At 58.0% G+C, this 19,443-nt stretch carries 30 protein-coding genes and 1 pseudogene; 2 read left to right on the forward strand and 29 right to left on the reverse strand.

Annotated elements, in window-relative coordinates; all coding sequences use genetic code 11:
- Window positions 1-123 precede the first annotated feature (123 nt).
- Window positions 124-801, reverse strand: a complete 678-nt coding sequence (locus FH08_RS0128135) for a c-type cytochrome (RefSeq protein WP_031361553.1) — start codon at window positions 799-801, stop codon at window positions 124-126.
- Between the two features lie 311 nt (window positions 802-1,112).
- On the opposite strand from FH08_RS0128135, the gene yihA reads away from it, so the two are divergent.
- Both yihA and hemB read left to right on the forward strand, forming a co-directional pair.
- On the forward strand, window positions 1,113-1,778 hold the full coding sequence (gene yihA / locus FH08_RS0128140; RefSeq protein WP_031361554.1) for a ribosome biogenesis GTP-binding protein YihA/YsxC: 666 nt from the start codon (window positions 1,113-1,115) through the stop codon (window positions 1,776-1,778).
- Window positions 1,779-2,093: 315 nt separating this feature from the next.
- On the forward strand, window positions 2,094-3,095 hold the full coding sequence (gene hemB / locus FH08_RS0128150; protein WP_031361555.1) for a porphobilinogen synthase: 1,002 nt from the start codon (window positions 2,094-2,096) through the stop codon (window positions 3,093-3,095).
- A gap of 325 nt (window positions 3,096-3,420) precedes the next feature.
- Here the strand turns inward: hemB and FH08_RS0128155 are convergent, their stop codons facing one another.
- The 28 genes and pseudogenes from FH08_RS0128155 to rplB all read right to left on the reverse strand — a co-directional run bounded on the left by FH08_RS0128155 (window position 3,421) and on the right by rplB (window position 19,443).
- Window positions 3,421-4,275: an AraC family transcriptional regulator gene (locus tag FH08_RS0128155; RefSeq protein WP_031361556.1), complete on the reverse strand. Its 855-nt coding sequence runs from the start codon at window positions 4,273-4,275 to the stop codon at window positions 3,421-3,423.
- Between the two features lie 340 nt (window positions 4,276-4,615).
- Window positions 4,616-6,469 (reverse strand): protein-disulfide reductase DsbD, encoded by a 1,854-nt coding sequence (gene dsbD / locus FH08_RS0128160; protein WP_031361557.1) that lies wholly within the window; start codon window positions 6,467-6,469, stop codon window positions 4,616-4,618.
- Entirely contained in the window at window positions 6,462-6,794 is a 333-nt protein-coding gene (gene cutA / locus FH08_RS0128165) for a divalent-cation tolerance protein CutA (protein WP_031361558.1), read from the reverse strand. The genes dsbD and cutA overlap by 8 nt, the downstream gene beginning before the upstream one ends.
- 181 nt (window positions 6,795-6,975) lie before the next feature.
- Entirely contained in the window at window positions 6,976-7,371 is a 396-nt protein-coding gene (gene rplQ / locus FH08_RS0128170; RefSeq protein WP_031361559.1) for a 50S ribosomal protein L17, read from the reverse strand.
- A gap of 142 nt (window positions 7,372-7,513) precedes the next feature.
- The gene (locus tag FH08_RS0128175; RefSeq protein WP_031361560.1) at window positions 7,514-8,491 is read right to left on the reverse strand and encodes a DNA-directed RNA polymerase subunit alpha; all 978 of its coding nucleotides are present in this window, start codon (window positions 8,489-8,491) and stop codon (window positions 7,514-7,516) included.
- 125 nt (window positions 8,492-8,616) lie between these two features.
- On the reverse strand, window positions 8,617-9,240 hold the full coding sequence (gene rpsD / locus FH08_RS0128180; protein ID WP_031361561.1) for a 30S ribosomal protein S4: 624 nt from the start codon (window positions 9,238-9,240) through the stop codon (window positions 8,617-8,619).
- A 158-nt stretch (window positions 9,241-9,398) separates the two neighbouring features.
- Window positions 9,399-9,803, reverse strand: a complete 405-nt coding sequence (gene rpsK, locus FH08_RS0128185) for a 30S ribosomal protein S11 (RefSeq protein ID WP_006052224.1) — start codon at window positions 9,801-9,803, stop codon at window positions 9,399-9,401.
- A 28-nt stretch (window positions 9,804-9,831) separates the two neighbouring features.
- Window positions 9,832-10,197 carry a 30S ribosomal protein S13 gene (rpsM, locus tag FH08_RS0128190; protein ID WP_031361562.1) on the reverse strand — a complete coding sequence of 122 codons (366 nt, stop codon included), beginning with the start codon at window positions 10,195-10,197 and terminating at the stop codon, window positions 9,832-9,834.
- A 41-nt stretch (window positions 10,198-10,238) separates the two neighbouring features.
- Window positions 10,239-10,355 (reverse strand): 50S ribosomal protein L36, encoded by a 117-nt coding sequence (rpmJ, locus tag FH08_RS0128195; RefSeq protein WP_004199844.1) that lies wholly within the window; start codon window positions 10,353-10,355, stop codon window positions 10,239-10,241.
- A gap of 20 nt (window positions 10,356-10,375) precedes the next feature.
- Window positions 10,376-10,464, reverse strand: a pseudogene (gene infA, locus FH08_RS54450) (translation initiation factor IF-1); the annotation flags it as partial.
- A 23-nt stretch (window positions 10,465-10,487) separates the two neighbouring features.
- On the reverse strand, window positions 10,488-11,834 hold the full coding sequence (secY, locus tag FH08_RS0128200; RefSeq protein ID WP_031361563.1) for a preprotein translocase subunit SecY: 1,347 nt from the start codon (window positions 11,832-11,834) through the stop codon (window positions 10,488-10,490).
- 44 nt (window positions 11,835-11,878) lie between these two features.
- Window positions 11,879-12,313 (reverse strand): 50S ribosomal protein L15, encoded by a 435-nt coding sequence (rplO, locus tag FH08_RS0128205; RefSeq protein WP_031361564.1) that lies wholly within the window; start codon window positions 12,311-12,313, stop codon window positions 11,879-11,881.
- A 29-nt stretch (window positions 12,314-12,342) separates the two neighbouring features.
- The gene (gene rpmD / locus FH08_RS0128210; protein WP_031361565.1) at window positions 12,343-12,525 is read right to left on the reverse strand and encodes a 50S ribosomal protein L30; all 183 of its coding nucleotides are present in this window, start codon (window positions 12,523-12,525) and stop codon (window positions 12,343-12,345) included.
- Between the two features lie 14 nt (window positions 12,526-12,539).
- Window positions 12,540-13,058, reverse strand: coding sequence for a 30S ribosomal protein S5 (gene rpsE / locus FH08_RS0128215; protein ID WP_031361566.1), 519 nt, complete (start codon window positions 13,056-13,058; stop codon window positions 12,540-12,542).
- A gap of 14 nt (window positions 13,059-13,072) precedes the next feature.
- Complete coding sequence (gene rplR, locus FH08_RS0128220; RefSeq protein ID WP_031361567.1) at window positions 13,073-13,438, reverse strand: 50S ribosomal protein L18; 366 nt, start codon at window positions 13,436-13,438, stop codon at window positions 13,073-13,075.
- A gap of 12 nt (window positions 13,439-13,450) precedes the next feature.
- Window positions 13,451-13,984 carry a 50S ribosomal protein L6 gene (gene rplF, locus FH08_RS0128225; protein ID WP_031361568.1) on the reverse strand — a complete coding sequence of 178 codons (534 nt, stop codon included), beginning with the start codon at window positions 13,982-13,984 and terminating at the stop codon, window positions 13,451-13,453.
- 19 nt (window positions 13,985-14,003) lie between these two features.
- Complete coding sequence (gene rpsH, locus FH08_RS0128230; protein ID WP_031361569.1) at window positions 14,004-14,399, reverse strand: 30S ribosomal protein S8; 396 nt, start codon at window positions 14,397-14,399, stop codon at window positions 14,004-14,006.
- A 14-nt stretch (window positions 14,400-14,413) separates the two neighbouring features.
- Window positions 14,414-14,719 carry a 30S ribosomal protein S14 gene (gene rpsN, locus FH08_RS0128235; RefSeq protein WP_031361570.1) on the reverse strand — a complete coding sequence of 102 codons (306 nt, stop codon included), beginning with the start codon at window positions 14,717-14,719 and terminating at the stop codon, window positions 14,414-14,416.
- A 7-nt stretch (window positions 14,720-14,726) separates the two neighbouring features.
- Window positions 14,727-15,266 carry a 50S ribosomal protein L5 gene (gene rplE / locus FH08_RS0128240; RefSeq protein ID WP_031361571.1) on the reverse strand — a complete coding sequence of 180 codons (540 nt, stop codon included), beginning with the start codon at window positions 15,264-15,266 and terminating at the stop codon, window positions 14,727-14,729.
- A 13-nt stretch (window positions 15,267-15,279) separates the two neighbouring features.
- The gene (gene rplX / locus FH08_RS0128245) at window positions 15,280-15,588 is read right to left on the reverse strand and encodes a 50S ribosomal protein L24 (RefSeq protein WP_031361572.1); all 309 of its coding nucleotides are present in this window, start codon (window positions 15,586-15,588) and stop codon (window positions 15,280-15,282) included.
- 9 nt (window positions 15,589-15,597) lie between these two features.
- Window positions 15,598-15,966, reverse strand: a complete 369-nt coding sequence (rplN, locus tag FH08_RS0128250) for a 50S ribosomal protein L14 (protein WP_031361573.1) — start codon at window positions 15,964-15,966, stop codon at window positions 15,598-15,600.
- Between the two features lie 299 nt (window positions 15,967-16,265).
- A complete protein-coding gene (rpsQ, locus tag FH08_RS0128255) occupies window positions 16,266-16,538 on the reverse strand; it encodes a 30S ribosomal protein S17 (RefSeq protein WP_031361574.1) in 273 nt (90 codons plus the stop codon).
- Window positions 16,535-16,729, reverse strand: coding sequence for a 50S ribosomal protein L29 (rpmC, locus tag FH08_RS0128260; RefSeq protein ID WP_031361575.1), 195 nt, complete (start codon window positions 16,727-16,729; stop codon window positions 16,535-16,537). The genes rpsQ and rpmC overlap by 4 nt, the downstream gene beginning before the upstream one ends.
- Before the next feature lie 9 nt (window positions 16,730-16,738).
- Window positions 16,739-17,155, reverse strand: a complete 417-nt coding sequence (gene rplP / locus FH08_RS0128265; RefSeq protein ID WP_031361576.1) for a 50S ribosomal protein L16 — start codon at window positions 17,153-17,155, stop codon at window positions 16,739-16,741.
- Between the two features lie 2 nt (window positions 17,156-17,157).
- The gene (gene rpsC, locus FH08_RS0128270) at window positions 17,158-17,976 is read right to left on the reverse strand and encodes a 30S ribosomal protein S3 (RefSeq protein WP_031361577.1); all 819 of its coding nucleotides are present in this window, start codon (window positions 17,974-17,976) and stop codon (window positions 17,158-17,160) included.
- Window positions 17,977-17,987: 11 nt separating this feature from the next.
- Window positions 17,988-18,317 carry a 50S ribosomal protein L22 gene (gene rplV, locus FH08_RS0128275; protein WP_031361578.1) on the reverse strand — a complete coding sequence of 110 codons (330 nt, stop codon included), beginning with the start codon at window positions 18,315-18,317 and terminating at the stop codon, window positions 17,988-17,990.
- A 12-nt stretch (window positions 18,318-18,329) separates the two neighbouring features.
- A complete protein-coding gene (gene rpsS, locus FH08_RS0128280) occupies window positions 18,330-18,605 on the reverse strand; it encodes a 30S ribosomal protein S19 (RefSeq protein ID WP_031361579.1) in 276 nt (91 codons plus the stop codon).
- A 10-nt stretch (window positions 18,606-18,615) separates the two neighbouring features.
- A complete protein-coding gene (gene rplB / locus FH08_RS0128285; protein ID WP_031361580.1) occupies window positions 18,616-19,443 on the reverse strand; it encodes a 50S ribosomal protein L2 in 828 nt (275 codons plus the stop codon).

Raw genomic sequence — 19,443 nt, forward strand, 5'->3', positions numbered from 1 at the left:
CGTTCGACTATGACCCGCGCATATGACGTCCGGGCGACGCTGCGCGCATCTTAAAGCAGACCCGCACTTGCTGCAGGCGGGTCATGCGGACGATTACAGACCGTTAGCGACGCTCGGCGACCGTCAATGCAGGCCTGCAATGTAGTCTGACACTGCCTTCACTTCCGCCTCATTCAGGCGCAGCGCGATGGTGTGCATTGGCTCACTGTTGTTGCGCGTGCCCTGCGCAAACGCAGTGAGTTGCGCGGCCGTGTAATCGGACCATTGCCCCGACAAGCGCGGATACTGCACCGGCACGCCCATGCCCGTTGCACCATGACACGCGGCACACGCCGGGACGCCCCTGTCCGCAATGCCACCGCGGTAAATCTTCTGCCCAACCGGCACCGTGTTCTTGTCACGTGCGTAGCCTGGCTTGGCCTTCTGTGTCTCAAAATACGCAGCCACGTTGACCATATCCTGATCGTTCAGCGCGCCCGCAATGCCCGCCATGATGGCGTTCTTGCGCGCCGGCTCTTTCGCGCCCGGCTGCGTCTTGTAATCCTTCAACTGCTTGACGATGTACTCGGCGTGCTGGCCTGCGAGCTTCGGAAACGCGCCGCCGGCACTGTTGCCGTCTGCTCCGTGACACGATGCGCAAACTTGGGTGGCAATTGCCTGGCCCCTCGTCACGTCGGGCTTGGCGGGGGCTCCGGGAGCACCCGCATCTGCCGCTTGCGCTGTGACTGTCCAGCCTACCAACCCCGCTCCTAATGCTGCTGCTACTTCCAGGACCATCAGAGTCTTGTACAGTCGGTTCATTCGCGTACCCTGTTTTTCGTCTTGTGAGAATGTGAGGTTCTGCAAAAAACGACGGTTACCGATGCACAGCAAGACACCCGACAGAGGACTCGATACGGGATAAAAAGTTACCCGGCGCGCGCCCTGAAATCTGTCTTCAAACCTGTCTCACTCCTTATCCCGCTTGGGTCTTGCGTGCCCTGGCTGGTCTTCGTACAACCGTCGTATTGTACAATAACTCGCTAAACGCAAAGACGCCAGTCGGGGCAAGCCCAGTATTCAGTGGCTCCTTACAGCTCGAGTTTCCACAGAATTTCACTTTCGGTCTTCCCATGTCGTCATTTCTGCTCCACCAAGCCCGTTTCTTTACGACGGTCAACCACCTGAAGGACCTGCCGCCCACGCCCCAGCCGGAGATCGCATTCGCGGGCCGGTCGAACGCGGGCAAGTCCACGGCCATCAATTTGCTGTGCAACCAGAAGCGGCTGGCGTTCGCCAGCAAGACGCCGGGGCGCACGCAGCACATCAACTACTTCGCCATCGGCCCGGCCGACCAGCCCAGGGCGCATGTGGTCGATTTGCCGGGGTATGGATACGCTGAAGTTTCAGGTAACGCCAAGCTGCATTGGCAGCAATTGCTGTCCACGTATTTGCAGAGCCGCGCGCAGCTCGTCGGCATGATCCTGATGATGGATTCGCGCCGCCCGCTGACCGAACTCGACAAGATCATGCTTGACTGGTTTGCGCCCACGGGAAAGCCGATTCACGCTTTATTGACCAAATGCGACAAATTGACGCGGCAGGAAAGCATCAACACGTTGCGCGCGACCAAGAAAGCATTCGAAGAGTACACGGCGGCCGGATATCGCGGCGAATTGACGCTGCAGCTCTTCTCGGCGCTCAAGCGCGTCGGGCTCGATGAAGCCCACGAGAAGATCGAAAGCTGGTTGATTCCGAAGTCAACTGAAGAAATCGCTCCGGAAGACGAAGCGCAGTGAAGTCACTCTGATGCTGCCTGGAGACAGGCTTATGGCGCAGACGTCGAAGTTGACTCGTGTCGCCCGGCATAAAAAAACCCGCCGCATGACGGCGGGTCAAACAGCCTGATCGAATCCTTCGATCATCACAGGCACCCGCTCAGGGAGGAGAAGCGGGGAGCTCGGCGCCAAGCGCCTACCTCGATCGCTATGATATACCATTGTCTCGAAAAGGTTCTGGAGGCGGTCCCGCCCCATGTCTGCAGCGGTTGCGGCAGTTGAGCCGGCAGCCATTCCCCTTGTCGCATTACCCATCATCCCCCCACAAGCAAAGCCATGAGCTTCTATCCGCATCATCGTCCGCGCCGCATGCGCCGCGACGACTTTTCGCGCCGCCTGATGCGCGAAAACCTCCTGACCACAAACGATCTGATCTATCCCGTTTTCATTGTCGAGGGATCGAATGTGCGTCAGGCCGTTCCGTCCATGCCTGGCGTCGAGCGCACATCAGTCGATTTGCTGATGAAAGTGGCCGAGCAATGCGTCGAACTCGGCGTGCCGGTCATCTCGCTGTTCCCGGCTATTGAGCCTTCGTTGAAAACGCCCGATGGCCGTGAAGCGACGAATCCCGAGGGCCTGATTCCGCGTGCCGTGCGTGAGTTGAAGAAGCACTTCCCCGAACTGGGCGTGCTCACCGATGTCGCGCTCGACCCGTACACCAGTCACGGCCAAGACGGTGTCCTGGACGAACAAGGCTATGTCATCAACGATGAAACCAGCGAGATTCTCGTTGACCAGGCGCGTGCGCAGGCCGAAGCGGGCGTGGATATCGTGGCGCCATCGGACATGATGGACGGCCGGATTGGCGCAATTCGCGAAATGCTCGAGAGCGATGGACATATCCACACGCGAATCATGGCGTACGCCGCGAAGTACGCGTCGGCGTTCTACGGCCCGTTCCGCGATGCTGTGGGCTCCGCTGCGAACCTGGGCAAGAGCAACAAGATGACCTATCAGATGGACCCGTCGAATTCCGATGAAGCCCTGCGCGAAGTGCGGATGGATATCGAGGAAGGCGCGGACATGGTGATGGTCAAACCCGGCATGCCGTATCTGGATATTGTGTATCGCGTGAAGGAAGAGTTTCGCTTTCCGACCTACGTGTACCAGGTCAGCGGCGAGTACGCGATGATCAAGGCCGCCACGCAAAACGGCTGGCTCGATCACGACAAGGCGGTGATGGAGTCGCTGCTGGCATTCAAGCGCGCCGGGGCCGATGGCGTGCTCACGTATTTCGCGCTGGATGCCGCGCGGCTTTTGCGGGAGGCTGCGAAGTAAAGGGATTGGGGGGTTGCGGGGTTTTGAGGCGCCAGTGTGGTTGATTGATCGTGCCGACGCCCGACCGCGGGGCGTCGCGGCGTCGTTAAAGTTGTGGCAGGAGGCGGCAAACCCTTCGCGCACCCCGTTCCTGCGACGGATGGTTGTCCAAGCTCCTCGACACCGCTTGTCCGACCTGCGCTGCCGGACCCTCGGCCAGAGGGGAGTTGTCCGACCCGCTCTGCCGGAAGTCCGGCTAACTCGGGGCGAACATTCTCCAGCAAAGTAGTCGGTCGAGTAGCGCGCCCGCCGCGTCGCCAAGTCGAGCGGCCCGCGCCACAAACGCTCACACCAGCGGCAGACAGATCTCGGTCAGCAAGTCGGCCGGCGCTGTTTCCTTGGGGCTGTTCAGGTATTCCTCGAATGCTGGCGCATCGGCGGCTTCACGGCCGGACTGCACAAGCCACGTTCCATATAGCCATTGATAGGCCGCGTGCATATCGCTATATGGCCCTTTATGGCGGAGCACCGCATACTGGCCGCCGCGCAACTGCGTCACACCAACCGGCGCGGCAACGTCGATATCCGCCGGCAACACGGCCCCCGCCTTCGACCTCAACTCCGCTTCAGGCACAACGCCCGGATCGTCATAGAAGATGCCGATCATCCGTGCCTCGGCCGACAACAAATTCCTGCTGGCCAGCCAGCCAAACAGCGAATCGAACGCCTTGCCAATCTGCATATACGACCCGACGTGATCGAGAGTCAGAACATTCATCGCCGGTACGTCACGAATCACCACTTCACGCATCACCATTTGATCGTCTCCTGATAGCGCCGGCCGAAACCGGCTGTGAGTGCCCTGCTTGCGGTACTGCGCCGGCGGCATGCCGAACGCAGCCCTGAACGTGCGCGAAAACGACTGCAAGCTGCTATACCCGGAACGCTCGGCGATCTCCGAGATCGGCATCGATCCATTAGCCAGGTAACCGCCCGCGCGATGCAGTCGCAACCTGCGCACGGTCGCAGCGATGGTCTCGCCGTACATCGCCTGATAGATCCGATGCCAGTGGTACGGCGACAAACACGCAATCTCAGCCAACCTGTCGATATCGAGAGGCTCGTCGAGATGATCGTAGATATGGTCGAGCACGCGGCTCAATCGCGCTTCGTAACGGGCTTGATAGGTCAGATCGTTCATGAGCGTCTCGGTGAGAGCGAGCGTTGAGTGCGGACAAAAGTATCACGACGCCATTTACCAAATCCTGCGGACTTGATCGCGGAGCGATTGGCACTTCAGTGGAGGTCGGCGGTGATGTCGGGGTGAACCGCCGCTCGGGTGTTGATGGGGCTCGGTTTATACAGCGACGGTTTGAGGGCCGGGGTCCCCCCACACAAGTGATCCGCGAGAGAAGACGCCTGTTTGCATAGCCCGGGCGCTACTACTCTGCCATCCAGCGTGCCAAGATCGAATCACTGATCGCGGAGAAACGCGACGTACGTCCGCATTCCGAACGCACGTCAAGTTCCTCACAACGAAATCAAGTCGTGGGTGCGGAGAGTTTGTCCAGGCTCTTCAAGAACGTGTCCGCCGACTCGTACCCGACGACGCGCACCACTTCGTTGCCTTGCGCATCGAAGAAGATGATGCCCGGCGGCCCGAACAGCCTGAAGCGCTTGAGCAACGCCTGATCGTCGGGATTATTTGCCGTGACGTCAGCGCGCAGCAGGTTGAGTTGCACCAGGCGCGCACGTACCCGTGGATCGCTGAACGTGAGGTGTTCCATCTCCTTGCACGACACGCACCAGTCCGCGTAGAAATCGAGCATGGCCGGACGGCCGGCGGCCTTGAGCGCCAGATCCAGTTCCCCCGACGATCTTACCAGGGCGAAGGTTTCCCCCGGCGCGGACTGCGGCTGCGCGCTAGCCTCTGTTCCGGAACCCATGCGCGCAGTAAATACGGCGAGTGGCTGAAGTGGATCGGTCGAACCCGCGGCGAGCCCAACCAGCAACGTAGCGCCCCAGATAGCGAGCGCGGCGCCGAGTCCGCGACCCAGCTTGCGCCATATCGACAGCGCCGAAGCACTCGATGTAAAGAGCCCCAGCGCCGCAGCGGCTATGAGCAGCCACAACGCCGCTAAAGCCATCTGCGCGACAGTACTTAGCACCGGCCACACAATCCACAGTGCCGCCGCGAGCAACACGACGCCGAAGAACACCTTCACGCCGTCCATCCAATTCCCCGCGCGCGGCAGCAGCGTCCCTGCGCCAAGCCCGATAATCAGCAGCGGCACGCCGAGCCCAACGCCCATGGAAAACAACGCCGCACCGCCGAGCAGCGCGTTGCCTGTATGCGCGATGAATGCGAGCACGGCGAAGAGCGGCGCGGTCATGCACGCACCGACCACGAGCGCCGACAATGCACCCATCACGACGACCGCCGCGACCTTCCCACCGGATCGCTTCTGCGATGCCTCGTTGACGCTGTTTTGCCAGCGCGCAGGCAATGCGATATCGACCCCGGCAATCAGCGTGAGCGAGAACACCGCCAGCAGCACACCGAACGCGCCGAGCACCCAGGGGTTCTGGAGCCACGCGCCGAGACTCTGCCCGATAATCGCGGCGAGCACGCCTAGCGCCGTGTAGACAAGCGCCATGCCGAACACATACGCAGCCGATAATCCAAATCCTCGCGACCGCGTCACACGCGCGCCTTCACCAATGATGATCGCCGAGAGAATGGGAATCATCGGATAAGAGCAAGGCAGCAAGCTCAACACCATGCCTGCTACGAAGAACAAGCCGACGATCGCGAAAAAACCCCCGCTTTCGAGCAAGGATTGCGCGTAATCGGCGTTGGTCGCGCGGTCGTACCAAGGCACGTCACTGATGCTCGCCGATGGCGTTTGACCACTGGCACTAGCGGCTTGCAGCGCTGCGCCACTGACGTGGTACACGCGCTCCATCGGCGGATAACAGATGCCCTGATCGGCACAACCCTGCGACGTGACGGCGATATCGAAAGGACCGGAAGCCTGCTTCACCGGAATCCGAATCATGAGTTCGCCGCGATACGTTTCCACGTCCTTGTTAAACGTCTGATCGAAGTGAACCTTGCCCGCGGGCAATTGCGGTTCGCCCAGCGTCGCCGTGCCATTTTTCACCGCAAATGCAAAACGCTCGCGGTACATGTAGTAGCCGTCTGCGACCTTATATCGCACGTCGACTTCGCCCGGCTTTTCGGACGCGCTGAATTTGAACGCGACCGCGGGGTCGAGAAAATCGTCGGCGGCGTGACTTGGCGAGATCGAGCAGAGCAGCAACACGAAGCACGACACCAGCATGAGAACTGCGTCGAGCGGCCGGCGCGCGGAGAAGGCGAAGGACTTAAACATTAAAAGGACGTTGAGTTTCCGCGGTGATCCATTGCCCGTAAGCCGCCGATGCATCGGCCTGCCACGAGACAATTTCAGGTGTGTCATAAGGATGATTCGCTTCGATAAAGCGCGCCAGCTCATCGCCGCGCGCGAGACTCGTCTTGAACAGGAGCTGAAGCTCCTCGGCAGCCTCTACCTTACCTTTCCACCGATACCGCGACTTGATCGTGCCCAGCTCCGTGACACAGGCGGCAAGCCGTGCGTCGATGGCTTGCTGCGCAAGCGTTGACGCGGCCTCGCTGTCCGGCAACGTTGTTAACACCAGCACAACGGGCGTATTCACGGAAAGCTCCGATACGGTGGATATGCATGCAATCCTAGCACTGGACGTCGATAACCCGCATTCAGCCAATCGGCCTATGACTTGAGACGCGAGCCGTGGCCATCAGCAGCTCAAACCCGCCGCGCAAATAGAAAAAAGGCCAAGCAGAGCTTGGCCTTTTTTCGATCAACAGCGTGCCAGCTTATTCAGCTTCTTGCACGTCGTCGCCGTCAGCGAGTTCCGGACGATCCATCAGCATGACCAGAGCCATCGGCGCATTGTCGCCTTGGCGAAAGCCGAACTTCAGGATGCTCAGATATCCACCCGGGCGCTTTTCAAAGCGCGGGCCGAGCACTTCAAACAGCTTCGCGACGGAGTCACGATCGCGCAGGCGGTTGAACGCCAGACGACGATTTGCCAGCGACGGCTTCTTGCCGAGCGTGATCAGGGGCTCAACGACTTTACGGAGTTCTTTAGCTTTCGGCAGCGTGGTCTTGATGACTTCGTGCGCGATCAGCGAGTTCGACATATTACGGAGCATAGCCAGACGGTGGCTGCTCGTGCGGTTCAGTTTCCGCAAACCATGTTTATGGCGCATTTTGAATTTCCTAATTAACCAAGTTTAGATCCAGCTCTTCTATTGCGTCTCTTTTGAGCGCACGGGCCGGTCGTAGAAAAAGCAAGATGCGGATTTTAAAGGAAAATCCGCATCTTTGCCAGTCAAGCGTACTGCTTGAAACTTACTTGTCGAGACCAGCCGGCGGCCAGTTTTCGAGCTTCATACCCAACGTCAAGCCACGCGAAGCCAGGACTTCCTTGATCTCGTTCAGCGACTTGCGACCGAGGTTAGGCGTCTTGAGCAACTCGTTTTCCGTGCGCTGGATCAAATCACCGATGTAATAGATGTTCTCGGCCTTCAGGCAGTTCGCGGAACGAACCGTCAGTTCGAGATCGTCCACCGGACGCAGCAGGATCGGATCGATCTGCGGCGCGCGCGACGGTGCTTCTGCCGCTGCTTCCGTGCCTTCCAGTGCGGCGAAAACCGACAACTGGTCGACCAGGATACGAGCCGATTGACGAATTGCTTCCTCGGGCGAAATCACGCCGTTGGTTTCAATGTTCATCACGAGCTTGTCGAGGTCGGTACGCTGCTCAACGCGAGCGCTTTCAACGGCGTAGCTCACGCGGAGAACCGGCGAGAACGACGCGTCCAGCACGATACGGCCAATGATCTTCGCCGAATCTTCGCCATAACGACGCACATTGCCCGGCACATAACCGCGGCCTTTTTCAATCTTGATCTGAACGTCGAGCTTGCCGCCCTTCGACAGATGCGCAATCACGTGATCCGGATTGATGACTTCGCAATCGTGAGCGAGTTCGATATCGCCGGCCGTGACAACGCCTTCGCCTTCCTTGCGCAGCGTGACCGTGACTTCGTCGCGGTTATGCAGCTTGAAAACGACGCCCTTCAAATTCAACAGCAGGTTGACCACATCTTCTTGCACGCCGTCGAGAGTAGAGTACTCATGCACGACGCCAGCAATCGTCACTTCGGTCGGTGCATAACCAATCATCGACGACAACAGCACACGCCGAAGCGCGTTACCCAAGGTGTGACCATAACCGCGTTCGAACGGCTCCATGACCACTTTCGCGTGACTGTCGCCAAGCGATTCAACTGCAATAATCTTGGGCTTCAACAAACTGGTTTGCATAGGTTTTCCTTTTCAATACCCTCGGCTCGTTACGCCGATAAGGCTGACCGGTGACAACCCGAAAATAGACAGCCGAGGTAGCCCCTTGCCTTCGGCAATCTGGGCTCCCCGGCCGTTAATCCGACTTACCGCGAATACAATTCGACGATCAGGCTTTCGTTGATGTCGCCAGCGATATCGCTGCGTTCCGGCATCGACTTGAACGTGCCTTCGAACTTCTTGGCATCAACAGCAACCCAGCTCGGCATTCCGCCTTGCTCAGCCAGATTCAGCGCTTCCAGAATCCGCACTTGCTTCTTCGACTGTTCGCGAACAGCAACCACATCACCGGCCTTAACTTGCATAGACGGGATATTGTTCACAACGCCATTCACCGTGATCGACTTGTGGCCAACCAGCTGACGCGCTTCAGCGCGCGTTGAGCCGAAGCCCATGCGATACACGACGTTGTCGAGACGCGACTCGAGCAATTGCAGCAGGTTTTCGCCCGTCGGGCCCTTGCGGCGATCGGCTTCAGCGAAGTAACGGCGGAACTGACGTTCGAGCACGCCGTAAATACGCTTAACTTTTTGCTTTTCACGCAATTGCGTGCCGTAGTCGGACGTACGAGCGCCCGACGTGCGGCCATGCTGACCCGGCTTGCTATCGAGCTTGCACTTGTCAGCGAGGGAGCGGCGTGCGCTCTTCAGGAAAAGATCAGTACCTTCACGGCGGGACAGCTTTGCTTTAGGACCGGTATAACGTGCCACTTTGCATCCTTAATAATTGATCACGCGAAGAACGTTCGCGCTAGTTCGAACTCGATGGCTCGAACGGTGGGCTTAGTCAGTATTCTTAACGCTGATTCCATAACGCAAGCAACCTGTCGACGCGCGAGCGTCAACAGGTCAAGGCGTTACGCGACGTCTTAGATACGACGACGCTTCGGCGGACGGCAACCGTTGTGCGGAACCGGTGTCACGTCGGAGATTGCGGTGATCTTGATGCCAAGACCATGCAGCGCACGCACCGCCGATTCACGGCCAGGACCGGGGCCCTTGATCCGCACTTCGAGGTTCTTCACGCCGTATTCCATCGCCACGCGACCAGCCGATTCGGCTGCGACCTGAGCAGCAAAGGGAGTCGATTTACGCGAACCCTTGAAGCCCTGGCCACCCGACGTTGCCCAGGCGAGTGCATTGCCTTGGCGATCGGTGATCGTGATGATGGTGTTGTTGAACGACGCGTGAACGTGAACTACGCCCTCGGCGACGTTCTTCTTTACCTTCTTGCGAACGCGTTGCGCCGCGGAGTTGTTCGAAGCCTTAGCCATTACGTTTTCCTGTAACTATCAATTCCGCTTACTTCTTCAGCGATTGCGCTGCACGACGCGGACCCTTACGGGTACGGGCATTCGTACGTGTGCGTTGACCACGCATGGGCAAGCCCTTGCGATGGCGTACGCCACGATAGCAGCCCAAGTCCATCAGGCGCTTGATGTTCATCGTCACTTCACGACGCAGGTCGCCTTCGACGATGAACTTACCCACTTCTTCTCGCAGCTTTTCGAGGTCTGCGTCAGTGAGGTCTTTGACCTTCTTCGAAAATTCCACACCAGACGCCACGCAAATGTCGCGAGCGCGCGTGCGACCTACACCGAAAATTGCCGTGAGGCCGATTTCAGTATGCTGGTGATTCGGGATGTTAACCCCTGCGATACGAGCCATTGTTTTTCCTCAAACAAAAAGCGCAAGCAAAAGCGCGGCGTTCAGCCTTGACGCTGTTTGTGGCGCGGATCAGAGCTGCAAATCACGCGCACAACGCCCTTGCGCTTGATGATCTTGCAATTGCGGCAAATGCGCTTAACCGATGCCATCACTTTCATGATATTACCCTTTTTTCAAATCACTTCGCCCGGAACACGATCCGTGCACGAGACAGATCGTAAGGCGTCATTCAACCGTTACCTTGTCGCCCGGAAGAATGCAGATAAACATTCATCTGCGTCCTTCCCTGATTAGCGCATCGGGACGTTGCTGCCTTTGAAGTTCGCCTTCTTGAGCAGCGATTCATACTGTTGCGACATAACGTAGGACTGAACCTGCGCCATGAAATCCATCGTGACCACGACAATGATCAGCAGCGACGTTCCACCAAAATAAAACGGTACGTTCCAACGCAGCACCAGAAACTCCGGCAGCAAGCAAACGAACACGATGTAGATCGCACCGGCCAGCGTCAAACGCGTGAGGATCCGATCAATGTACCGAGCCGTCTGGTCACCAGGACGAATCCCGGGAACGAAGGCACCGCTTTTCTTCAGGTTGTCGGCCGTCTCCCTGCTGTTGAACACCAACGCGGTGTAGAAGAAGCAGAAGAAAACGATCGCCATTGCGTACAACAACACGTAGACCGGTTGACCAGGCTTCAGAGCCTCGGCAACACCGTGCAGCGTGTTTGCAAACCAACCGGTCCGCGTACCCGAACTAAACCAGTTCAGGATAGTTGCCGGGAACAGGATGATCGACGACGCGAAAATCGGCGGAATCACACCCGACATATTCAACTTCAGCGGCAAATGCGAAGACTGGCCGCCGTAAATCTTGTTTCCGACCTGACGCTTGGCGTAGTTCACCAGGATCTTGCGCTGACCGCGTTCGATGAACACCACCACGAACGTGACCGCCGCAATCAGCAGGACCACAATAATCGCCGAAATGATGCTCATGGAGCCGGTGCGAACCAGTTCGAAGAGACCACCAATTGCGTTCGGGAAACCCGCCGCAATACCGCCGAAAATGATGATCGAGATACCGTTACCCAGTCCGCGCTCCGTGATCTGCTCACCCAGCCACATCAGGAACATCGTGCCGGTCACCAGCGTCACGACTGTCGTCAACCGGAACACCATGCCTGGATCGATAACGAGCCCAGCCTGATTTTCCAGCGCCACCGCAATACCGAATGCTTGAAACGTAGCCAGAACAACCGTGAAGTAACGCGTGTACTGCGTAATCTTCCGCTGCCCTGCCTGCCCTTCTTTCTTCAGCGCTTCCATTTGCGGCGAAACGATCGACAGCAGCTGCATGATGATCGACGCCGAGATGTACGGCATGATCCCAAGCGCGAAGATCGTGAACCTGGACAGTGCGCCACCCGAGAACATGTTGAACATGCCAAGAATGCCGCCTGACTGGCTCTGGAAAAGCTTCGCCAGCTGATCCGGGTCGATACCCGGCACCGGAATATGCGCACCGATACGGTAGACGATCAGCGCCAGCAGCAAGAACATTGCACGCCGACGCAGATCGCCGAACTTCGCAGCGCTTCGACCGGATTTTGCGAGACTCGGGCTATTAGCCAAGAACCTTCTCCGATGCTTTCGCTAACAACGACAACACGCGTTCGTTACTCAGAGACCGAGCCGCCGGCGGCTTCGATCGCAGCACGGGCACCCTTCGTAGCGACGAGGCCCTTAACCGTGATCTTGCGCGTCAGTTCGCCCGTCTTGATGATCCGTGCGCTCGTAAAGAGCACGCCGAGCAGACCGGCTTGCTTCAAAGCCAGCAAATCGATTTCGTCGACCGGCAGCTTCTCGAGATCCGACAAACGCACTTCACCAACGAACTCATGCGTCAGCGAGCTGAAACCACGCTTCGGCAGACGACGTTGCAAAGGCATCTGACCGCCTTCGAAGCCGACTTTATGAAAGCCGCCCGAACGCGATTTCTGACCCTTGTGACCACGACCTGCAGTCTTGCCCAGGCCGGAACCGATACCGCGGCCAACGCGACGCTTTGCATGCTTCGCGCCTTCTGCCGGCTTAAGGTTATTCAAATCCATATTCAACTCCTTGATCCCTGGTCAGCCGCTTAGCTGAGGACTTTGACAAGGTAAGAAACCTTGTTGATCATCCCGCGCACTGCCGGCGTGTCCTGCAGTTCGCTAACCGAGTTGATTCGGCGCAGGCCCAGACCACGCACCGTTGCACGATGCGTTTCACGGGTCCCAATCAGGCTCTTGACGAGCTGAACCTTGACAGTTTTATCAGACATGGTGACCACCTGGCTTAGCCCAAAATATCTTCGACGGACTTGCCGCGCTTCGCCGCGATATCACCCGGCGTGGACTGCTTGCGCAGACCGTCGAGCGTTGCACGAACGAGGTTGTACGGATTCGTCGAACCGTGGCTCTTCGCCACAACGTTTTGAACGCCCATCACGTCGAACACTGCGCGCATCGGGCCGCCGGCGATAACACCCGTACCGTCCTTGGCCGGAGCCAGGAGAACTGCGGATGCGCCATGCTTACCATGCACTTCGTGTTGCAGCGTACCGTTCTTCAACGGCACCTTGAACATGTTGCGGCGTGCTTGTTCCATTGCCTTTTGAACAGCAACCGGAACTTCCTTCGCTTTGCCCTTGCCCATGCCGATGCGGCCGTCGCCATCGCCAACCACGGTCAGTGCGGCAAAACCGAGAATCCGGCCGCCCTTCACCACCTTGGTCACGCGATTGACGGCGATCATCTTTTCACGGAGGCCGTCGTCGCGTTCTTCAGCCTTCACATTCGCTTGCATCTTTGCCATGACGAATTCTTCCCTTAGAACTTGAGTCCGGCTTCGCGTGCCGCATCAGCCAGCGCTTTCACGCGGCCGTGGTAACGGAAACCTGAACGGTCGAAGGCGACGGATTCGACGCCGGCTGCCTTGGCTTTTTCAGCAATACGCTTACCGACAGCGATCGCAGCGTTGACGTTGCCGCCCTTGCCGGACTTGTCGGCCAGTTCGGCACGCACTTCAGCTTCGAGCGTCGACGCGCTTGCCAGCACCTTGGTGCCGCATGCCGAGAACACTTGCGCATAGATATGCGTGTTCGTGCGATGCACAGCCAGACGTGCGACCTGCAGCTCAGCGATCTTGACGCGCGTCTGTTTAGCGCGGCGCAGGCGAGATTGAGTCTTATCCATGATTGCGCACCCTTACTTCTTCTTCGTTTCTTTGAGGATGACGACTTCGCCGAAGTAGCGCACGCCCTTGCCCTTGTAGGGCTCCGGCGGACGGTAACCGCGAACTTCCGCAGCGACCTGGCCAACTTTCTGCTTGTCGATCCCCTTGATCACGATTTCGGTTTGCGTCGGGGTTTCAACTTTGACGCCTTCCGGCATCGCATGCACCACGGGGTGCGAGAAACCCAGCGACAGATTCAGCTTGTCGCCCTGCGCCTGCGCGCGATAACCAACGCCAACCAGCGTCAGCTTGCGCTCGAAACCCTTCGTAACGCCATTCACCATGTTCGCCACGAGGGCGCGCATCGTGCCCGACATCGCATTCGCTTCACGGCTTTCATCAGCCGGGGCGAAGTTGAGCGTGCCGTTGTCGTTTGCTACCGTAACAAGCGGATTAGCCGCTTGCGTAACCGTACCCAGCGGGCCCTTGACGGTGATTACTTCGCCGCTAAAGGCCACTTCCGCGCCTTGCGGCAGCGTAATCGGGCTTTTACCTACTCGAGACATGTTTCTTCTCCTTTTCGGCTTAAGCGACGTAGCAGAGGACTTCGCCGCCGACGCCGGTCTGGCGCGCCTTGCGGTCGGTCATCACACCCTGGGGCGTCGACACGATTGCAACGCCAAGACCGTTCATCACAACCGGAATGTCGTTACGACCGCGATACACACGCAGACCAGGCTTCGAAACGCGTTCAATGCGCTCGATAACCGGACGGCCAGCGTAGTACTTCAACGCGATATTTAATTCCGACTTCGCACCTTCAGACTTCACTGCGAAATCGTCGATATAACCTTCGTCCTTCAAAACCTGCGCAATCGCAACCTTGACTTTTGACGAGGGCATTGTCACCGACACTTTCTCAACCATCTGCGCATTGCGGATGCGAGTCAGCATATCGGCGATAGGATCACTCATACTCATTTAGATATCTCCTATTACCAGCTCGCCTTGGTCAGGCCAGGGATTTCGCCGCGGAAAGCGATTTCGCGAATCTTGCTGCGTGCCAATCCGAATTTGCGGAACGTGCCACGCGGACGACCCGTGATCGCGCAACGGTTACGCTTGCGAGTGGGGTTCGAGTTGCGGGGCAGTTGTTGCAGTTCGAGACGAGCGGCATAACGCTCTTCGTCCGACTTGCTCGCGTCATCAATGACCGCCTTCAGCGCCGTACGCTTGGGAGCGTACTTTGCAGCCAGGCGAGCACGCTTCTTTTCACGTTCGATCAGTGCCAGTTTAGCCACGGTAACCTCAGTTTCTGAACGGGAACTTGAAGCTGGCGAGCAGTGCCTTTGCTTCATCGTCAGTCTTCGCGGTCGTCGTGATGCTGATGTTCAGCCCACGAAGCGCGTCGATCTTGTCGTAATCGATCTCGGGGAAAATGATCTGCTCTTTCACACCGATGTTGTAGTTGCCGCGACCGTCGAACGCCCGACCCGATACACCGCGGAAGTCACGAACCCGGGGGAGCGCAACCGTCACGAAACGATCGAGAAATTCGTACATGGCCTGGCCGCGCAGCGTAACCATCGCGCCGATCGGGTAGCCCTGACGAATCTTGAAGCCAGCGATAGCCTTGCGTGCCTTCGTGATAACCGGCTTTTGGCCGGCAATCTTCGTCAGGTCGCCAACGGCGTTTTCGATGATCTTCTTGTCGGCGACGGCTTCGCCAAGACCCATGTTCAGGGTGATCTTGGTGATGCGCGGCACTTCCATTACGGACTTGTAGCCGAACTTCTCAACGAGGCCGGGTACAACTTTCTCTTTATAAAACTCATGCAGACGTGCCATTTATTACTCCGCGTCAGACGCTAAGCGTGGCACCGGTCGACTTCAAGAAGCGTACCTTCTTGTCGTTCTCGACCTTGATGCCCACACGCGACGCCTTGCCATTCGCGTCGACCAATGCGACGTTCGAAATATGCAAGGGCATCGTCTTGGCTTCTACGCCACCCGTCGTACCCTTCATCGGGTTCGGCTTGACGTGCTTCTTGACGAGGTTGATACCCTCGACCGTCACACGATCTTCGCCAACGAGCAGCACGATACCGCGCTTGCCTTTGTCTTTGCCAGTGATGACGAGAACCTCGTCACCTTTGCGAATCTTGTTCATCGCGACTCCTTACAGCACTTCCGGCGCGAGCGAAACGATCTTCATAAATCGTTCACTACGCAATTCACGCGTAACCGGTCCGAAAATACGCGTACCGATAGGCTCGAGCTTGGCATTCAAAAGTACGGCGGCATTACCGTCGAACTTGATCAGCGAGCCGTCCTGGCGGCGCACGCCCTTGGCCGTACGAACGACCACGGCGTTGTAGATTTCGCCCTTCTTCACGCGTCCGCGCGGCGTTGCTTCTTTGACGGTCACCTTGATGATGTCGCCAATGCTAGCGTAACGACGCTTCGAGCCGCCGAGCACCTTGATGCACAACACTTCACGTGCACCCGTGTTGTCGGCAACTTCAAGCCGAGTTTCGGTCTGAATCATGGTTTTTCATTCCCAACTTAATCCAGTTACGCCACCATGGCGCACCCGGTCAGTCTTGGTCCCGTCAGCCTGGTGGCTGCTTGGGTTAGAACAGGCAGCGAGGGCAGACGAAACCCGCCATCGCAATCCGGTGAATCTGTCAGCACAAGCTTGGCGCCTGCACTGGCTTCCCCCACCAACTTCGCCCGCGATGGGGCTCCCACAAAGAGGGAAGACCGAAATTATAACGCATAATTTCGGTCTGGCAAGCGAAAGTTACTGCGATACTTCTTTTACCGCTTCTGCACTGCTTTTGACGCTTAGATGACGCGCGCCGACTCAAGCAACTTCGACACAACCCAGGCCTTCGTCTTGGAAATCGGACGCGTTTCCTGGATCTCGACGAGATCACCTTCGTTGTACGTGTTCGCGTCGTCGTGAGCGTGGTACTTCTTCGACCGCACGACATACTTGCCGTAGATCGGGTGCTTTACGCGATGCTCGACCAGCACGGTGACCGTCTTTTCCATCTTGTTGCTGACGACCTTGCCGACCAGCGTCCGCTTGAGCGAGGTTTTTACGCTATCGTTCATTTCTGGTTCGCCTTCTCAGTCAGGACGGTCCGCACACGAGCGATGTCGCGACGAACCTTCTTCAATTGACTGTTGTTGGTCAATTGCTGGGTCGCGAGTTGCATGCGCAGGCCGAATTGCGCCTTCAGCAGGTCCGTCAGCTCTTGATTGAGCCCAGCCTGGTCTTTCTGGTGAAGTTCGGAAGCCTTCATCATTGCTCCTTAGGCGCCGAGCTGGCGTGAAACGAAGTACGTCTTCAGCGGCAGCTTAGCTGCAGCCAGACGGAACGCTTCACGTGCCAACTCTTCAGTAACACCGTCCATTTCATACAACATCTTGCCCGGTTGAATCTCTGCGACGTAGTACTCAGGGTTACCTTTACCGTTACCCATCCGTACTTCAGCCGGCTTTTGCGAGATCGGCTTGTCCGGGAAAATGCGGATCCAGATACGGCCGCCACGTTTAATGTGACGCGTCATTGCACGACGCGCCGCTTCGATTTGGCGCGCGGTCAAACGGCCGCGACCGATAGCTTTCAGACCATATTCACCGAACGACACCGCGTTGCCGCGCGTCGCCTTGCCGGTGTTACGACCCTTCTGCTCTTTGCGATACTTTCTGCGTTTCGGTTGCAGCATCGTTATTCTCCAGTCTTCCCGTCGCCGCCGGCACCGCCAGCACGACGGGGAGCGCCTGCGCCACGGCGCGCACCTGCGTTTGCCGGACCACCACCTTCACCATCACGACGCGGACGGCGATCGCCACCCGGACGTGCGTTGCGGCGCGGACGCTTGTCTTCGGCTACTTCTTCGACCACCGGTGCATCGTTGCGGCCCAGCGTGTCGCCCTTGTAGACCCACACTTTCACGCCGATGATGCCGTAGGTCGTCTTCGCTTCCGAGGTCGCGTAGTCGATATCAGCACGCAACGTGTGAAGCGGAACGCGACCTTCGCGATACCATTCCGTACGAGCGATTTCGATACCGTTCAACCGGCCGGCGCTCATGATCTTGATGCCTTGAGCACCCAGACGCATGGCGTTTTGCATCGCACGCTTCATCGCGCGGCGGAACATGATCCGACGCTCGAGTTGTTGCGTGATCGAGTCGGCGATCAGTTGCGCATCGGTTTCCGGCTTACGGATTTCTTCGATGTTGACGTGGACCGGAACGCCCATGCGGCGTTGCAGTTCCGTCTTCAACAGTTCGATATCCTCACCCTTCTTGCCGATCACTACACCCGGACGCGAGCTGTAAATCGTGATACGTGCATTCTTCGCCGGACGCTCGATGACAACCCGACCCACCGAAGCGTTTTTCAGCTTCTTCTTCAGGTATTCACGAACGCCGATGTCTTCCTGCAGCATCGATGCGAAATTGGTGTTGTTCGCGTACCAACGCGACGCCCAATTTCGGCTGACAGCCAGACGGAAGCCTGTCGGATGAATTTTTTGTCCCATCGTATGGCTCCTTAATTCCCGACTGTCACAGTGATGTGACAGGATTGCTTCTCAATGCGGTTACCACGGCCTTTTGCGCGCGCGGTGAATCGCTTCAGGGAAGCGGCCTTGTCGACCATGATGCTCGTTACTTTGAGCTCGTCGATGTCGGCGCCTTCGTTGTGTTCCGCATTCGCGATCGCTGACAGCACGACCTTCTTGACAATACCCGCCGCCTTCTTCGGCGAGAACGTAAGAACGTTCAACGCCTTGTCGACCGGCAAACCACGGATCTGGTCAGCCACAAGGCGCGTTTTCTGCGCCGAGATGCGGGCACCGCGATGAATAGCTTTTACTTCCATCTTGATAGCCCCTTATTTCTTGGCCTTCTTGTCGGCTGCATGACCCTTGAACGTACGGGTCAATGCGAACTCGCCAAGTTTGTGGCCGACCATGTTTTCCGAAACATAAACCGGGACGTGTTGACGGCCGTTATGGACGGCGATCGTCAGACCGATAAAGTCCGGGAGGATCGTCGAACGACGCGACCAGGTCTTGATCGGCTTCTTGTCACGCGCAGCTGCGGCAGCCTCAACCTTCTTCAGCAAATGAGCGTCGCAGAACGGACCTTTTTTAACAGAACGTGCCATTGCTTACTCCTTAGCGCTTGTGACGGCGCTGAACGATCATCGTCGTCGTGCGCTTGTTGCTGCGGGTGCGATAACCCTTGGCCGGGGTTCCCCACGGGCTGACCGGATCGCGACCTGCTGCCGTCTTACCTTCACCACCACCGTGCGGGTGATCGACCGGGTTCATTGCAACGCCACGCACCGTCGGGCGGATACCGCGCCAGCGGTTAGCACCAGCCTTACCGATTTGACGGAGGCTATGCTCTTCGTTGCCAACTTCACCAATCGTCGCGCGGCACTCAACGTGCACACGGCGAATTTCACCCGAACGCAGGCGAACCTGAGCGTACGTGCCTTCGCGAGCCAGCAGCATCGCGGACGTACCAGCCGAACGCGCCATTTGCGCGCCCTTGCCCGGCAACATCTCGACGCAGTGAATCGTCGTACCGACCGGAATGTTGCGGATCGGCAGGGTGTTACCCGAGCGGATCGGCGCTTCCGAACCAGACATCAACGATTGACCCACCGTCGCGCCCTTCGGAGCGATGATGTACTTGCGCTCGCCGTCTGCGTACAGAACCAGCGCGATGTTCGCGCTACGGTTCGGATCGTACTCAAGACGTTCGATCTTTGCCGGAATGCCGTCCTTGTTGCGACGGAAATCGACCAGACGGTAGTGCTGCTTATGACCGCCACCTTTGTGGCGCGTCGTGATGCGACCGGAGTTGTTCCGGCCGGCGGTCACGGATTGTGCGTCGAGCAGCGCTGCGTGCGGCTTGCCCTTGTACAGATCCTTGTTGACCACCTTGACCATCGCGCGGCGACCCGGCGAAGTCGGCTTAACTTTTACGATTGCCAT

Source organism: Caballeronia sordidicola, assembly GCF_000729995.1.
Classification (GTDB): domain Bacteria; phylum Pseudomonadota; class Gammaproteobacteria; order Burkholderiales; family Burkholderiaceae; genus Caballeronia; species Caballeronia sordidicola_A.

Excerpts from the sequence above, each read along its gene's own strand:
- FH08_RS0128135 (WP_031361553.1), bottom strand. The coding sequence starts at position 801 with ATGAACCGACTGTACAAGACTCTGATGGTCCTGGAAGTAGCAGCAGCA.
- yihA (WP_031361554.1), top strand. The coding sequence starts at position 1,113 with ATGTCGTCATTTCTGCTCCACCAAGCCCGTTTCTTTACGACGGTCAAC.
- hemB (WP_031361555.1), top strand. The coding sequence starts at position 2,094 with ATGAGCTTCTATCCGCATCATCGTCCGCGCCGCATGCGCCGCGACGAC.
- FH08_RS0128155 (WP_031361556.1), bottom strand. The coding sequence starts at position 4,275 with ATGAACGATCTGACCTATCAAGCCCGTTACGAAGCGCGATTGAGCCGC.
- dsbD (WP_031361557.1), bottom strand. The coding sequence starts at position 6,469 with ATGTTTAAGTCCTTCGCCTTCTCCGCGCGCCGGCCGCTCGACGCAGTT.
- rplQ (WP_031361559.1), bottom strand. The coding sequence starts at position 7,371 with ATGCGCCATAAACATGGTTTGCGGAAACTGAACCGCACGAGCAGCCAC.
- FH08_RS0128175 (WP_031361560.1), bottom strand. The coding sequence starts at position 8,491 with ATGCAAACCAGTTTGTTGAAGCCCAAGATTATTGCAGTTGAATCGCTT.
- rpsK (WP_006052224.1), bottom strand. The coding sequence starts at position 9,803 with ATGGCTAAGGCTTCGAACAACTCCGCGGCGCAACGCGTTCGCAAGAAG.
- rpsM (WP_031361562.1), bottom strand. The coding sequence starts at position 10,197 with ATGGCTCGTATCGCAGGGGTTAACATCCCGAATCACCAGCATACTGAA.
- rpmJ (WP_004199844.1), bottom strand. The coding sequence starts at position 10,355 with ATGAAAGTGATGGCATCGGTTAAGCGCATTTGCCGCAATTGCAAGATC.
- rplO (WP_031361564.1), bottom strand. The coding sequence starts at position 12,313 with ATGGATTTGAATAACCTTAAGCCGGCAGAAGGCGCGAAGCATGCAAAG.
- rpmD (WP_031361565.1), bottom strand. The coding sequence starts at position 12,525 with ATGTCTGATAAAACTGTCAAGGTTCAGCTCGTCAAGAGCCTGATTGGG.
- rpsE (WP_031361566.1), bottom strand. The coding sequence starts at position 13,058 with ATGGCAAAGATGCAAGCGAATGTGAAGGCTGAAGAACGCGACGACGGC.
- rplR (WP_031361567.1), bottom strand. The coding sequence starts at position 13,438 with ATGGATAAGACTCAATCTCGCCTGCGCCGCGCTAAACAGACGCGCGTC.
- rplF (WP_031361568.1), bottom strand. The coding sequence starts at position 13,984 with ATGTCTCGAGTAGGTAAAAGCCCGATTACGCTGCCGCAAGGCGCGGAA.
- rpsH (WP_031361569.1), bottom strand. The coding sequence starts at position 14,399 with ATGAGTATGAGTGATCCTATCGCCGATATGCTGACTCGCATCCGCAAT.
- rplE (WP_031361571.1), bottom strand. The coding sequence starts at position 15,266 with ATGGCACGTCTGCATGAGTTTTATAAAGAGAAAGTTGTACCCGGCCTC.
- rplX (WP_031361572.1), bottom strand. The coding sequence starts at position 15,588 with ATGAACAAGATTCGCAAAGGTGACGAGGTTCTCGTCATCACTGGCAAA.
- rplN (WP_031361573.1), bottom strand. The coding sequence starts at position 15,966 with ATGATTCAGACCGAAACTCGGCTTGAAGTTGCCGACAACACGGGTGCA.
- rpsQ (WP_031361574.1), bottom strand. The coding sequence starts at position 16,538 with ATGAACGATAGCGTAAAAACCTCGCTCAAGCGGACGCTGGTCGGCAAG.
- rpmC (WP_031361575.1), bottom strand. The coding sequence starts at position 16,729 with ATGAAGGCTTCCGAACTTCACCAGAAAGACCAGGCTGGGCTCAATCAA.
- rplP (WP_031361576.1), bottom strand. The coding sequence starts at position 17,155 with ATGCTGCAACCGAAACGCAGAAAGTATCGCAAAGAGCAGAAGGGTCGT.
- rpsC (WP_031361577.1), bottom strand. The coding sequence starts at position 17,976 with ATGGGACAAAAAATTCATCCGACAGGCTTCCGTCTGGCTGTCAGCCGA.
- rplV (WP_031361578.1), bottom strand. The coding sequence starts at position 18,317 with ATGGAAGTAAAAGCTATTCATCGCGGTGCCCGCATCTCGGCGCAGAAA.
- rpsS (WP_031361579.1), bottom strand. The coding sequence starts at position 18,605 with ATGGCACGTTCTGTTAAAAAAGGTCCGTTCTGCGACGCTCATTTGCTG.
- rplB (WP_031361580.1), bottom strand. The coding sequence starts at position 19,443 with ATGGCAATCGTAAAAGTTAAGCCGACTTCGCCGGGTCGCCGCGCGATG.